Consider the following 14,086-nt stretch of genomic DNA (forward strand, 5'->3'; position numbering starts at 1 on the left):
TTCGGCCCTTCAGTTGATCGAATTGGTCAATTGCGCGGCGATCTGTTGCCACGGCAAGGCCAGTCGCGCGATGGATCTCGAGGCATACCGCTCTCGCCTCCGCCTTCATCGACTGACCCTCATTTGTCATCACCTGGCGCTCATCTGCCGGATCACGCTTGCGGATGACGCGACCCACAGATTCAAGACGGATAGTAGCGAGAATTCGTCGGGTTGGAGGCCTTCCCCTTTCGTCCCCTGATGCTCTCGAGGGAGAGGAATGATGTCGCGGAGGAATATCTTGGTCTTGTCATCCCTGTTGGCACCGTCGGTTACGCCAGCGGAATTCAGACCATACCAAAATGGAGGATCCGGCGGCCTGTCGCTTCGGATAGGTTCTGGGCTTCGAGTCCGGAAACCGATAGGGTCCAATGATCAGGACGGACGCTTCAAACTCGTTTGGAAAAGCAAAATGGTTCGATTGGTCCGTGCGATCGTCATTGCGGTGCTCGTGTTGCTTGTCATCTTTGCATCGGCCTGGTCGTCGCTCGCGCTTTGGTACCGCTTGCCGTTGCCCGAGGTCGGCCGGCAAGCCAGCGCCATCTTGTTCGGGCTTTTTGGCGCCTTGGTCGTCGTGGCGCTCTTTGGCAGAAGGCGCTTTCGTGCGGTCCTCGCGTTTGCGGTCGCGTTCGTCCTTGTCCTCGCCTGGTGGAGCACGATCGAACCGCCGGCAAATGGAGCGTGGGCTCCGGACGTCGCTCGTCAGGTCACCGGCGAATTCGACGGTGATCTGTTGACGCTGACAAATGTCCGCGATTTCGAGTGGCGCAGCGCCACCGACTTCACGCAACGATGGACGACGCGCAGTTACGACCTGAACAAGTTGAAGAGCGTCGACATGTTCATGTCTTACTGGTCAGGTCCGACCATCGCGCATGTCATCATGAGCTTCGGCTTCGACGACGGCCGCTATCTGGCGTGGTCTATTGAAGTGCGTCGCCTTTCCGGAGGTTCGTTCTCACCGCTGGCGGACCTCTTCAAAAGCAGTCCTCTGGTCATCCTCGCCGCAGACGAAAGGGATGTGATTGGCCTCCGCTCCAATTTTCGCGGTGAGGACGTCCAGATCTACCGCCTGAGGGCGTCGCCGGTGGCTGCGAGGCTTCTTCTGCGCGAGTACGTCTCCGACGCAAACGCGCTCGCAGCCACGCCCGCCTTCTACAATTCGCTGACGACCAACTGCACGACAACCATCGTCAAGATGATGCGCGTCGCAGGCGACGCCGTGCCGACGGACTGGCGCCTTGTCGTCAACGGATACCTGCCGGAATACGCCTATGACCGTGGCGCGCTGGACATCTCGGTTCCCTTGTCGCAGTTGCGGTCGGCCGCACACATCGCTGCAAGGGCACATGAGGACGGTCTTTCTCCGAATTTTTCGCAGGCCATTCGCGTCGGCGTCCCGTCGCCGCAGGGCGCGTTGTGACCTCCACCGAAGCGTTGAGCAAGCAAACGGCTAGGCAGGCAACATGACTCAAACTGCTTGTACGCTCACCCATCCTGAAAGGCTCACAGATGGTCAACCTTGTTGACGTACGGATTTTCTCAGGTACCGCGTACGTGCACGGCAAGGCTTCGGGCGATGTTGTTGCAAGCGATCTGGAACTGAGTTTCTGGGGTGGCGTCGATCCCCGGACCGGCGAGGTGATCGATCGGCATCACCCCTTGAGTGGCCGCTGTCTCAAAGACCATATCCTCGCGATCCCCGGGGGCAGGGGGTCCTGCTCCGGCAGCGGCGTGATGTTAGAATTGCTGCTGAATGGCAAGGGTCCGAAAGCGATGTTGTTCGAGCGAGAGGAGGATATCCTCACGCTTGGTGTCGTCATCGCCGAGGAGGTATTCGGTCAATCCATTCCCGTTGTGACGCTCACGCCCGAGAATTTTCGCAAAGTGGTGAGTTCGGCATTTGTCGAAATCGACGGAAACGTGGTCTCCTGTTCAGCCGACGGCTTAGCAATGGACGCCATTCCGGCGCACAGCAAGGAGTCTGGCCATCTTTTCGGCGAAGTCGAATTGTCGGAGCGGGATAGAGCTTATCTGGCTGGTGATCATGGGAAGGCTGCGCAATCGGCGATCCGCATAATCCTGCGAATGGCGAGACTGCAGGGTGCCACGCAATTGATGGATGTCTCACAAGTCCACGTCGACGGCTGCATCTACACCGGACCCGGCTCGCTTTCGTTTGCCGAAAAGCTGCGGGATCTGGGCGGGCGTGTCGTGGTGCCGACAACGCTCAACTCGATTTCGGTCGATCATCGACGCTGGCGCTCGCAAGGTATTGATCCTGTCCTGGGCGAGCCGGCCAGCAAATTGGGTGACGTCTATGTCGAGATGGGTGCACGGCCGACCTTCACCTGCGCGCCCTATCTGCTCGAGACGGCTCCCAAGATCGGCGAGCAGGTGGCCTGGGCAGAATCGAATGCCGTCATCTACGCCAACAGCGTTCTTGGTGCGCGGACGATGAAATATCCGGACTTTCTCGACATTTGCATCGCACTAACCGGCCGCGCGCCGCTGGCGGGGCCACACATCGACATCAATCGAAAAGCTGGGCTCGTCGTCAGTGTCGGCAATATCGAGGACATTGACGATTCCTTCTATCCGCTGCTCGGTTATCACATTGGCGCTCTGGCATCGAACCTTATCCCTGTTGTCACCGGTCTCGACCGGGCCCGTCCAACCAATGATGATCTTAAGGCGTTTGGTGCAGCTTTTGCGACCGTTTCCAGTGCTCCGATGTTTCATATCGTCGGGGTGACGCCTGAGGCAACGACGCTGGATGCCGTTATGCCCGCAGGCATCAGTATTCCTTCGATCGATCTTCGGCTAGATGAACTTGCGTCGAGTTGGGAAGAACTCAACAGTGCAGACGAGGAGCGCGTCGATCTCGTCTCGCTCGGCAATCCGCATTTCTCGCTTAGCGAAATTGAGAGGCTGGCGTCCCTGTGCACCGGGCGAAAGAAGCATGTGGATGTGGCGGTGGTCGTTACCTGCGGCCGCGCAACGCACGATAAGGCCAACGAAGCCGGGCTAGTAGCGGACCTCGAACGTTTCGGGGTGCAGTTCGTCACGGACACATGCTGGTGCATGATCACCGATCCGATTATTCCTACCCTTGCGACAACCATACTGACGAACTCGGGCAAATATGCCCATTACGGGCCGGGGATAACAGGTCGACGCTTCTACTTCGGTGGCATTGCCGCATGCGTTGCGGCTGCATGTAGTGGGGTGCATAGCAAGACAGCGCCCGGCTGGTTGCTGCGGGACTAGCGCTGCCACCGGAGCAGGCGATGGTGCTCGGACCAAACCTGCGGATCGCATGCAAGGGCGCGCAGGTTCAGGGCTGTCTAAGCCGACCGAAGTTGGGTCTTTACTAACGAGAGGAAGGCGACGGCATAAAAATTCAGGTGACATGATCATGGTGCGGAGCCGACGTATTGCGCCATGGTCTACCCCATGATGCTAATGGTCGGGTTGCGTGATCTCAACAGAGCGCTAAACTCTCAACCGTAACTGTCACTCATTTTCGCTCAGCGCGCTTCCAGCCGTTTCTAACTCGCTGACATCACTGTTGAAACCATGACGCGAAATGACGTGACGTCGGTTCGGCTCACCTCCAACATTGGCATGGTTGCAGGATCAGACCCTTGTATGTGGAGGGTCGGGCACGATGTTGACAGCTTAATTCTCGTTGCTCAGCAGGCTTCGGCTTCGATGTTGGCGCGCAGCGCCTTTGCACCTAAGACCAAGGCGGCGAGGACTACAATCGTAGCCGTCAGAAATGCAAGTTGCAGCCCGCCCGTACTCTCGATTCCATCTTTGCCGCCGAGAAGAATTCCGTAGCATGCGACGCCAAACGCTCCTCCCACTTGCCTCGCGGTTGTGAGTGTACCGCCGGCGATACCGGCAAGCGCACTTTCGACCACAGACAAGGCCTCAGCGGACAGTGCCGTAACAGCAATCGCCGATCCCGCCCCGACGGTGAACATCCCAGGCACTAACCATGCATAGCCGCCGATACCGATGCCGGCCGCAAGTCCCACGTAGCCGAGACATGCCAAGCTCAGGCCACACAGAATGGGAAAGCGGGCACCGTACCGACCGACCATCGTGCCGCCGATGAGATTTGCCCCAGAAAGGCAAAGCGTCAACGGCAGCAAGGCAAGTCCGGTCTCGAAGGCGCCGAAGCCGAGAACGCGGAACCGTAGACTAAGAGCAAAGAGCATCCCATAGAAGCCGTAGTTGAGCGCAAAACCCGCAAGGCAGCATGCCGTAAATCTGCCAGAGGCGAATAGCGCCGGCGGAAGCATCGGATCGGTCCGGCGCTTTTCGGTGACGACGAACACGGCAAGACAACACGCCGCCACGGCGAGCGAGCCCAGAACTGTGGGGCTTGTGAAGCTTCTCTGTCCTGCCTCGACCAAGGCCAACGTCAAACTGGCCAGCGCGACTATTGCCACACTTTGTCCCAGCGGGTTGAAGGCTCGGGCCTTCCGCAGGGGTTCACTGCGGGTTAGCCTGCATAGATGCATCGCAGTCAGCAGGACCGGAACATTGATAAGAAAGATCGCGCGCCACCCGGCCAACTCTAGCAGAGCCCCCCCGATCAAGGGGCCAGCGGCCATCGCACTGCCACCGCACATGGCCCAAATGGCAACTGCTCTTGATCGCGGGCCGCGATCTGGAAATCCAGCCGCGATCAGTGCCAAAGATGCCGTCACAATTGCGGCCGCTCCGGCTCCTTGTAGTGCCCGCGCGCAGATCAATCCCATGGCGGTTCCGGTCAGCCCGCAGTAGACCGACGCCGCGAGGAATATCGTCGTGCCAGCCAGATAACACCGCCGAGCACCTACCATGTCGGTCACAGCGCCAGCGCTGAGCAGCAAGCCTGCGAAGGCGACGGTATAGGCATTTAGAACCCATTCGAGCATCGAGAGGTTCGCCGCGAGCGCCAGCCGCAAATCTTCGAGCGCGACATTGGCGACCGTCGCGTCGAGGCTGACGACGACGAAGCCCAGGCAGGCGGCCGCAAGGGCCGGCGTGGCAAACGTTGACTTATTTGACATCGGTTCACCTTTCAAAGCTCTCTGATTGCCTTTAATCCATAGCGTGACTTGTGATAAGCGGTGCGAATCCCATGACAGCATCAAGGAAAACTTGAGAATGGATCTCTTGAGAGCGATTGAGGCCTTCGTCAAAGCCGCCGACGCTGGAAGCATGGCGGCTGCAGCTCGGCCCCTGGGCATTTCCGCCACGCAGGTTGGCAATCGTATTACCGCGCTGGAGGAAAGGCTCCACGCGAAGCTTCTGATAAGGAGCACGCGGCGCCTTGATCTTACTTCCTTCGGCCGCGACTACCTGGAACGATGCCGCGAGATCCTTTATCGGTTCGCAGACGCCGAGTTGTTGGCCGAGGCCCGGCAAGCAGAACCGCGCGGACATATCCGCGTGACAGCGCCAGTGATTTTCGGATCCGAGATGCTCCTCCCTGGCCTAGCGTGCTATCTGGAGCGTTATCCGGAGGTCAGCATCGACGTGGATCTGACCGATACCCTCGTTGATATTGATGCTGCCGGCTTTGACGCTGCCATCAGGATTGGCTCGCCTCCGATTGGCGACTTCGTGGCGCGTCCACTCGCACCCTACGGTCTAATGATCTGCGCCGCCCCGTCCTACCTAGCACGTCGGGGCGCGCCCTTGGTCCCCTCGGACCTCGCAGGCCACGACTGCCTGCTATACGGCAATCCAGGCGCAGGATCCGATGGCGAGACATGGCGGCTGATCGGACCGGATGGCCCGATCTCAATTGAGGTCGCTGGTCAGTTGCGCGCATACGGAGCTCAGGGCTTGCGTCGCGCGGCAGGAGCGGGCATCGGCATTGCTCTGCTGCCGGACGTAATCGCCAAGGCGGACGTTGCGGCTGGCCTCCTGTGCCCTGTTCTGGAGGACTACCGTCCCGCCCACCGCCCTTTAAATATTCTCTTTCGCCGAGAGCGGCACATGTCGCGCGTCGTTCGCAGTCTGGTTGACCACGTGCTTGACGCCCACGGGCTCGATCGAAGTTGATCCGACCCAGTGCCTACTACTAGAACTTCCTATGTTCGGCTTCCCGTCACAGGGCGGTCGTCACCGTGGGAATATCGCGGACGATGGGAGAAGGAATGTCCAATTTGAAAATACTGCCGGTCCGTCTCTCAGTGTAAGAGCGCGACAAGCGATATCGGCATGTTGACCGCGAAAAAATCCATTGCCGCCCTGATAATCATCACCCACACGGTTATGAGGAAAATTAGCGCTGCAATCCTAATTTCTACTGGTTGCATTAGTTGCTCCCCCCAGCATGTGCGTCCCCCCCGAGACAGAACCTTATTGTTCCTCGCGCAAATTCGCTGTGCGCGAGGGATGATGTGCGACTGTAGAGAGAGTGCGCGCGTGCAGCGCCGAGGTTTTGGCTCTCTCAAACCTGATATCGCTTTGACCGATCAAATCGCCGGGCATAGCCTGTTGCTGCGTTCGAGATAATGCCCGTCAAGGAAGGAGCGGTAGGCGTCCGCGATACCCTCCTTCAGACCGATCTTGGGAGACCAGCCGAGAGTGCGAAGCTTGTCGACACTCAAGAGTTTACGTGGCGTGCCATCTGGCTTGGTGAGGTCGCGCGTTATCTTGCCTTCGAAACCAACGACTTTGGAGACGAGATATCCCAAATCCAGGATGGTAATATCTTCGCCCGAACCTACGTTCACATGACTTTCGGCGGAATAGGTCTTCATGAGATGGAGGCAGGCGTCGGCGCAATCGTCAACATGCAGGAATTCGCGCCGCGGCGTGCCAGTACCCCAGATGCATATCTCTTGCTGCTGGTTGATCTTGGCCTCATGCGCCTTGCGTATGAGCGCCGGCATGACATGGCTTGACCCGAGGTCAAAATTATCCCCTGGACCATAAAGATTGGTCGGCATGGCCGAGATGAAATCTCTACCGTGCTGTTTGCGATAAGCTTGGCAGAGCTTTAATCCGGCGATTTTGGCGATCGCATACCATTCATTCGTAGGCTCAAGCGATCCACTCAGAAGTGAGTCCTCAACGATCGGCTGATCGGCGAATTTCGGATAGATGCAGGACGAGCCCAGAAACATTAGTTTTTCGACGTGAGTTCTATGGGCTGCGTGGATGACGTTCGATTGGAGAATCAGGTTGTCGTAAAGGAAGTCGGCGGGATAGGTAGCGTTCGCCAGAATACCGCCGACCCTAGCCGCAGCCAGGAAGACGGCGTCGGGACGATTCTTACTCATCCAGGCCTCCACCTGGTCCTGACGTCTCAGATCGACCTCGGCGCGGGTGGCCGTCAAAATCTCGCAACCCTCGGAAGCGAGACGCCGCACGATCGCAGAGCCCACCATGCCGCGGTGGCCCGCGACATAGACCCTTTTTCCAGCAAGGCTGTAGATCACCTCAGGCATAGGCAAAACCTTTGGTTACACCGACCGTCGGAACATTTCGTGCCATGACTTTCAGATCCTCGCGAACCATCTCCGTAACCAGCTGATCAAGACTGGTCTCATGTTTCCAGCCAAGCTTCGTGTGCGCCTTCGTCGGATCGCCAATCAGAAGATCAACTTCAGTCGGACGGAAGTAAGCTGGATCGATCTCCACCACACATTGACCGGATGTCTTATCGTATCCCTTTTCCTCAACCCCGTTCCCACGCCACTCAATCGGCATGCCCACCTTGGCAAAGGCCTTGTCGACAAAGGAGCGAACCGAGTGCGTTTCGCCGGTCGCAAGGACATAGTCCTCCGGTTCGTCCTGTTGCAGCATCAGCCACATGCCGCGGACATATTCTCGTGCATGTCCCCAGTCGCGCTTGGCATCCAAATTGCCGAGATAGAGCCTTTCCTGCAGCCCAAGATGGATCGCGGCCGCCGCCCGGGTGATTTTACGCGTCACGAATGTTTCGCCGCGGATCGGGCTTTCATGATTGAACAAAATGCCGTTCGAGGCGTGCATGCCATATGCCTCGCGATAATTGACCACTATCCAATAGGCATAGAGCTTGGCCACCGCGTAGGGTGAACGAGGGTAGAACGGCGTCGTTTCGCTCTGCGGGACTTCCTGGACCTTGCCGTAGAGCTCTGAGGTGGAGGCTTGATAGAAGCGGGTCTTCCTGGTCAGCCCCAGCAGGCGAATTGCTTCAAGTAGCCGAAGGGTGCCGGTTCCATCTGCGTTAGCAGTATATTCCGGCGTCTCGAAAGAGACTTGAACGTGGCTCTGTGCGGCGAGATTATAGACCTCGTCCGGCTGCGTTTCCTGAACGACACGAATGAGATTCGTCGAATCCGTCATGTCCCCGAAATGCAGAATGAAGCGAGGGTTTTCGACATGGGGATCCTCGTATAGATGCTCGATGCGACTGGTGTTGAAGGACGATGAGCGCCGCTTGAGGCCGTGGACGATATAGCCCTTCTCCAGGAGCAATTCGGCCAAATACGCACCGTCCTGCCCGGTTATACCCGTAATCAGCGCGACTTTTCGGTTCTTTGTCATTCCCGTATCCATGATTGCCCTCCAACTCGAATACTAATGCATAAGAAGATGATGTCGTGTGGTTCGTACCATATCACAAAAGTGAGCGTATATCTCCAAATATTTGAAGTATTCATGCTTTGAATCTGTAGTATTTCATCAGGGATTTCGAAAATAGCTCCGAGTCACTGAAATTATACAAAGCGTGGCCTTTCGGATTTACATTGTTGATCGCGACAACAATTTCCGAATTTCGCGAGCTTTTCATTTGCTGCAGGCTGAACTCGACCGCGCGGCGGCTCGTCTTTCCCCATCTAACGACCGCCAGCGTTCTTTCCGCAAGGGCAGTCAAATGCACGGTATCTGTCGAGGCGAGCACAGGCGCGCTGTCGAATATGACAATCTGGCCGGCCGCGCCCGCCATCTCGATGATTTCTGCCAGGCCGTTCGAACGGGTACGCCGCTGGAGACTGAATTTGCCAGATGGAATGAAGTCGATACCGCTTGGATGGCGGTAGATGATGTCGCGGATATCGGCCTGACCAGTCAGGAATTCGTTCAGTCCGTGCACTAGACCCGACCTGAAAAACGAATTGAGTTTTCCCCGCCGAAGGTCGCCGTCAACCAGCAGCACCGGAATTGCGGCGGCGGCAAGTTCGATAGCGAGCGATCTCGCGACCAGCGACTTGCCTTCTCCGCTGTGAGCTGACGTAACGACGATACTGTTCGGCAACTTGCCGCCATTGGACTGCTTGAGTGAAAGCACCACGCTACGAATTGCTTCGTCAAACATCGGGACCGGCATATGTTCGAACATGGTTTTCGAATTTTCCCACCGAGACAGACTTGGGATAAGTCCAGCCGGGATCATGCGGGCCATTCCAGCTATCTGGTCGAAACTCCGGACCGTCCGGTCCCACATTTCGATCACGAAAGCAGCCGTTACGGCTGCCGAGATTGCAGCCAGGAGTGCGCCCACCAGATAGAAAAGCCGTCCACGTCCCTGTGGCGTGAGCGGAACTGAAGCCGGTGACAAAACTTCCAGTTCCGCCCCTGGCAACATGGCCTTCGCGGCGAGGTCACGGCGCTGGTCCTCAAGCTTGTCGAGTGCCGTTTGTTCGTTTTCGGCGATACGCTGCAGTCGCGTCAATTCCGTCTGCACCATGGCATCGCGTGTGCGTTTTTCATGTGCTTCAGCCAGGATGGATTGTATTGCCTTAGCTTCGTGATCAAGTGCGCCGAGCTTGGCGCGCATTGTTTGGAGATATTGCTTGGTCGCAAGGTCGAGATCGGCACGGGATTCTTGGATCTTCCCACGCATATCCACCACGGCCTCGGCATTGCCGTCATATGTTTGAAGAAGACGGGCGAGATCTTGCTCCTGCGCGCGAAGATCGCGTTGCTTTGTGGCAATGTTGTCGGGGACGGCGATATTCTCCGCAGCGACCGAAGCGTTATCCGATCCTTCCAGCGTGGAGATCGTCGCCTTTACCTCAAGCCGGCTTTCTTCGATTTTCCCTTCGCGGCCAGTGACTTCTATGATGGACTTGATCCGCTCTTCCTGAGCGTCCTCTCTCGAGACGACGTCCATCGATTCTTGATAGTTGCGCGCAGCTTCGCGAGCAATATCGGCGCGAACCTGCTGTTCCGTGATGCGCCGTCGGATCCATTCTTGCGCCGAATCCAGGCGGCCACTGGAGCTGTACTTTCGTTCATCGAGGTAAATACTGATAAGTCGGTTCGGGACCGCGGCTGCGAGTTCAGGATCAGTCGCAGTAAAGCTGATCTGGATAACGTCACTCTTATCTTCGTTCCACACGCCGAGCGCCCTATAATATTCCGGAATGACGGGTTCGATGTTATGCTGATCCGGCGAGGTGGGTTTTTCCGAGTCGAACAGGCCGCGCAATTTTGTCCGGATCCTGTCAATGAGCGAGAGCTTTCGCAGCGCCGGATTGAATTCCGGCCGCACGTCAAGCCGCAGTTCGCGGACGACACGCTCCGCAATGCTTCTAGATTGGAGCCGCTCGGTCTCCGATTTTGCGTCAAGTAGATCACTGTGGCTGGTATCGGCACCAAGCGATGTTGCCAGAGGCTGGTGGACAATCAATCGGGCCCAGGCCTGATAGGTGGGCTTCGACCCAACAATCATTATCGCCGCCGGTACCGTCAGCATTACGGTTACCGCGGTGATCATTATCATTCTTCGCCGGACGAGACGGAAGACGGATGCCAGATCGAAGTTGTCCGCCTTGGTCTCAACCTGAAAGCGCGGGTCATATCGCATCGGCGAAATCGGAAGGTTGCGCTCCGGCGGTAGGGTGGAAATGGTCATCGTGTGCTAACCATTGCTTGAGGTTTCGCGGAAACGGTTTCGTAAAGTTTCTCGAGCGACCGCATATAGGCCCTCATGCTGAAATGGTTGAGATAATGTGTGCGCCCCTGGACCGAGAGGCGAATGCAGATTTCTGGATCGGACACCAGCTTCGCCAGGGCTGCAGCCAGGGCATCCTGGTCTCCGACTGGGACGAAGATGCCGGTTTCGCCGTCGGTAATGACTTCTTCATGCGCCCCGACACGCGTGGTGACGACGGCGAGACCGTGGGACAGCCCTTCGAGTACGGCCATTGCCAGACCTTCGGCGTGCGAAGGCAGGACCAGTATATCTGCACGCGCACACAGGGCTCGCGCCTCACCGGCGTCAAGCCAGCCGGGCATTTCTACCAGATTTGCAAGCGCCATGGCGTCAGCCTGACGGCGATAATCCTCGACAGGTCCGTCGCCTGCAAGTACAGCCCGCCACTGGAGTTCTTTCATGACCGGGTGGCTCAGCGCCAACAGAAGCTCTCTGACCCCCTTGCGTTCACTCAACCGGCCAAGGAATACGATCAATGGTGTCTGACCGACGCGAATATCGTGCGACCCAGGGTCGGGGACGCAATTATGGGCAACGACCGTGCGGGCCTCGTCAACGCCCAGAAGTGTCGTCAGCGTCATGCGATCGCGCTTGCCGAGCGCCACAACGCAATCAGCATTTTGAAACATCCGACGTATGAGCCCTTGTTGGCGCGGCGAGCGTTGCGCAAAGTCGCCGGCATAGTCGTAATCGTGCAGGTGCAATATATGGCAACACCCGAACAAACGGGCAGCCTCGGTCAGGATCAACTTTCTGAAGGTGCTGCCGCGGCCGGCGATATGGATATGGTGAATGCGAGCGGGCGCAACAATCCGGTCCTTTGCCATCGTCAGGATGGCGGCGAGCAGGCGTGCGGGTGATGTCACCTTGGACCATCGAGCCCCTCTGGTATCGGTGACGAAATGTTGCGTTCCGGTCTCTTTCGCGGTCTCTGTTATATAGCCGATCAGCCTGCCAATTCCGCCGCCGTTCTCGCAGCCGCCCGAAACATAGTGGCGGACACTAGCCGCGCTCGGTGCTGCCATTCGACTTCTGTCCGTGAGGGCCTCCGTCAGCATGACCCAACCACCTCCCGATAAACTGCCGCGGCTCGGGCGCCGACGCGTTCAGGCGAATTCGGTCCATTCGCCCATTCGAGCGCATTGGCACCGAAATTGTTTCTAAGCTCGCTATTGTCTGCCAATGTCCTGATAGCTGAAGCGAGCTCGTTGGCATCCCCGGGAGCGACCACCATTCCCAGCCCGTTGGGCTGAACGGTGTCCCGCAACTCGCCGACATCGGTGACGATGACCGGTTTGCCAAATGCGGCGGCTAGGTTGAGCACACCGCTTTGGGATGCTTCCGTATAGGGAAGCACGACGATGTCGGTGTCCAGGAAAAGCTGGGCGACCTCAGCATCCTCGATAAAACGATTGCGAATATCATAGCGGCGGGCGTCCCCCATGAGCGCCTGAAAGATCAGGGGATTGTCGCCACGTCCTGCGACCGTGATGCGCAGGTTGGGAAGTACGTCCTTGAGCATCGCCTCGGCCCGGACCAGATGTTCCAGGCCCTTGTAGGCAAAAATCCGTCCGAAGAGCAGCACGCGTATGGTTGCATCCGCTTCTCGCGGCGCCATCTTCTGTCGCCGGGCGAGCTCTGCATAGCGAAGGATGGAGGGATGCGACAGGACATGCACACAGTCCGGCGATTTTGAATATCGATCGACGGCCAGCCGCTTCAGTCCCTCACCGTGGACGACAAGATGTCGGGATTGCTTCACCATCAATTCGGGGGCCCAGCCGGGCAGCGTACGCGTATCGGAGTCGCCAGGATGGATTTCCACGTCATGAACGGTCGTCAAAAGCGGGATCGGGCGCCAGAACGGCACGGCGAGGTTCAGCCAAAGCGTCGAATTGCTGAGGAGATGAATGAGGTTCGGCCGTTCCCGCCGGATCAGACGCGTCAGCTGGTACAAAAACCAGGGATTGGCGACAGAACGGTGTCTCGGCCAGTCCAGAAGGTGCAGGTCGACAGCCGGATCGATGGAAGAGGCGAGATGTGCATAGCGCCGGCGCGGCACGGCAAGCACAACGTCCAGGTGTTGGGCAACGCCGCTGGCAAACGAGATGGTATAGTCTTCCAGTTCGGAAACCAAAAGCAGCGCCTTCATTTCGCTGCCTCCGACAAGCCGACGTCCAGCCCGAGCCGTGACAGGCCGCGCGCCGCGCGCAAACTATCCCGTGTCCGCCTGAGCAGGTTCGGTTCGCCGCCAAAGAAGAGGCCCTCGACGGCAATCTTGAACCGGGTGCGTGCATCGGCTCCCTGCAGTTTTGCCGACGCAACGCGATAGGGATAGTGATCCGTCAGATGTAGTCTTGCTGGCAGTTCATGGGCTGAGAGAAACAGGTTCGTTGCTTCAACGGTTTGCTGCCAGTGCGTCATCCGCCTCCTCAGCGTGGCCGCGTCCTCGCTCGAGCGGTACCAGTTGTTGTTGTGGATGCGGTAAAATCCAAGCGCATCCGGCATGGCAATGACGTCTCCCAGAAATGGATAGATCCCCACGAGCCAGGCGTCGGCCGATATGCGGAACTGTTCGGGAATGCTGCCTGCGGCATTCCATGCGCTACGTCGTACCGCGACGGCTGACGTCATCGGAAAAGGCCACCACCCAGCCGATCTGGTGAGCAGCGGCGACAAAGCGCCCGAACACAGGCTTCGAGGAACCGGCTTGGAAGTCGCCGTGCCATCGACAAGCGTTGGTTGAAGTCGGTGATAGACGAGCGATGCTTGAGGGTTTGCGCGGAACGCTGCAGCCGTCGCCGACAGCTTGCTCGGCGCCCACCAGTCGTCGGCATCCAGAAAACAGAGGATCTCGCCGATGCTTGATCCGACAGCGGTATTGATCGCAGCGGCCTGTCCTGCATTCTTTTGAAAGATCACCTTCACTCGGCTGTCATAGGCTTCCAGAACAGACCGCGACTGGTCGGTGGAGCCGTCATCGACGACGATTATCTCGATGTTGCGCGCGTCTTGGTTCAACACGCTGTCTATCGCCCGCCCAACGAAGCGAGCGTAGTTGTAATTATTGATGAGGACACTGAGGGCCGGCCGCTCCATGACGCGCTC

At 58.0% G+C, this 14,086-nt stretch carries 9 protein-coding genes and 2 pseudogenes; 4 read left to right on the forward strand and 7 right to left on the reverse strand.

What is annotated here, in order from left to right:
- Positions 1–451: 451 nt before the first annotated feature.
- The 3 genes and pseudogenes from ELH03_RS30250 to ELH03_RS38690 form a co-directional block, all read left to right on the forward strand.
- The gene (locus tag ELH03_RS30250; RefSeq protein WP_130767218.1) at positions 452–1,462 is read left to right on the forward strand and encodes an Lnb N-terminal periplasmic domain-containing protein; all 1,011 of its coding nucleotides are present in this window, start codon (positions 452–454) and stop codon (positions 1,460–1,462) included.
- Between the two features lie 89 nt (positions 1,463–1,551).
- Positions 1,552–3,309 carry a cis-3-hydroxy-L-proline dehydratase gene (gene lhpI, locus ELH03_RS30255; protein ID WP_130767219.1) on the forward strand — a complete coding sequence of 586 codons (1,758 nt, stop codon included), beginning with the start codon at positions 1,552–1,554 and terminating at the stop codon, positions 3,307–3,309.
- Between the two features lie 12 nt (positions 3,310–3,321).
- A pseudogene (locus tag ELH03_RS38690) lies at positions 3,322–3,390 on the forward strand (CGNR zinc finger domain-containing protein); the annotation flags it as partial.
- A gap of 344 nt (positions 3,391–3,734) precedes the next feature.
- Here the strand turns inward: ELH03_RS38690 and ELH03_RS30265 are convergent.
- Positions 3,735–5,237, reverse strand: coding sequence for an MFS transporter (locus ELH03_RS30265; protein WP_165420547.1), 1,503 nt, complete (start codon positions 5,235–5,237; stop codon positions 3,735–3,737).
- Here ELH03_RS30265 and ELH03_RS30270 point away from each other — a divergent pair.
- On the forward strand, positions 5,203–6,105 hold the full coding sequence (locus tag ELH03_RS30270; protein WP_130767221.1) for a LysR substrate-binding domain-containing protein: 903 nt from the start codon (positions 5,203–5,205) through the stop codon (positions 6,103–6,105). The genes ELH03_RS30265 and ELH03_RS30270 overlap by 35 nt on opposite strands.
- A gap of 300 nt (positions 6,106–6,405) precedes the next feature.
- On the opposite strand, the pseudogene fcl reads toward ELH03_RS30270, so the two are convergent.
- The 6 genes and pseudogenes from fcl to ELH03_RS30300 form a co-directional block, all read right to left on the reverse strand.
- A pseudogene (gene fcl / locus ELH03_RS30275) lies at positions 6,406–7,499 on the reverse strand (GDP-L-fucose synthase).
- Positions 7,492–8,595 (reverse strand): GDP-mannose 4,6-dehydratase, encoded by a 1,104-nt coding sequence (gmd, locus tag ELH03_RS30280; protein ID WP_128404468.1) that lies wholly within the window; start codon positions 8,593–8,595, stop codon positions 7,492–7,494. The pseudogene fcl and the gene gmd overlap by 8 nt, the downstream one beginning before the upstream one ends.
- A 100-nt stretch (positions 8,596–8,695) precedes the next feature.
- Positions 8,696–10,897 carry a GumC family protein gene (locus ELH03_RS30285; RefSeq protein WP_130767223.1) on the reverse strand — a complete coding sequence of 734 codons (2,202 nt, stop codon included), beginning with the start codon at positions 10,895–10,897 and terminating at the stop codon, positions 8,696–8,698.
- Entirely contained in the window at positions 10,894–12,036 is a 1,143-nt protein-coding gene (locus ELH03_RS30290; protein WP_130806853.1) for a glycosyltransferase family 4 protein, read from the reverse strand. Before ELH03_RS30290 ends, ELH03_RS30285 begins: the two co-directional genes overlap by 4 nt.
- A complete protein-coding gene (locus tag ELH03_RS30295) occupies positions 12,030–13,130 on the reverse strand; it encodes a glycosyltransferase family 4 protein (protein WP_128410698.1) in 1,101 nt (366 codons plus the stop codon). The genes ELH03_RS30290 and ELH03_RS30295 overlap by 7 nt, the downstream gene beginning before the upstream one ends.
- A complete protein-coding gene (locus ELH03_RS30300) occupies positions 13,127–14,077 on the reverse strand; it encodes a glycosyltransferase family 2 protein (protein WP_130767225.1) in 951 nt (316 codons plus the stop codon). The genes ELH03_RS30295 and ELH03_RS30300 overlap by 4 nt, the downstream gene beginning before the upstream one ends.
- Between the last annotated feature and the right edge of the window lie 9 nt (positions 14,078–14,086).

This window comes from Rhizobium beringeri (assembly GCF_004306515.1).
Classification (GTDB): Bacteria; Pseudomonadota; Alphaproteobacteria; order Rhizobiales; family Rhizobiaceae; genus Rhizobium; species Rhizobium beringeri.

Coding starts and splice junctions, on each gene's coding strand:
- ELH03_RS30250 (WP_130767218.1), top strand. CDS start 452: ATGGTTCGATTGGTCCGTGCGATCGTCATTGCGGTGCTCGTGTTGCTT.
- lhpI (WP_130767219.1), top strand. CDS start 1,552: ATGGTCAACCTTGTTGACGTACGGATTTTCTCAGGTACCGCGTACGTG.
- ELH03_RS30270 (WP_130767221.1), top strand. CDS start 5,203: ATGGATCTCTTGAGAGCGATTGAGGCCTTCGTCAAAGCCGCCGACGCT.
- gmd (WP_128404468.1), bottom strand. CDS start 8,595: ATGGATACGGGAATGACAAAGAACCGAAAAGTCGCGCTGATTACGGGT.
- ELH03_RS30285 (WP_130767223.1), bottom strand. CDS start 10,897: ATGACCATTTCCACCCTACCGCCGGAGCGCAACCTTCCGATTTCGCCG.
- ELH03_RS30290 (WP_130806853.1), bottom strand. CDS start 12,036: ATGCTGACGGAGGCCCTCACGGACAGAAGTCGAATGGCAGCACCGAGC.
- ELH03_RS30295 (WP_128410698.1), bottom strand. CDS start 13,130: ATGAAGGCGCTGCTTTTGGTTTCCGAACTGGAAGACTATACCATCTCG.
- ELH03_RS30300 (WP_130767225.1), bottom strand. CDS start 14,077: ATGGAGCGGCCGGCCCTCAGTGTCCTCATCAATAATTACAACTACGCT.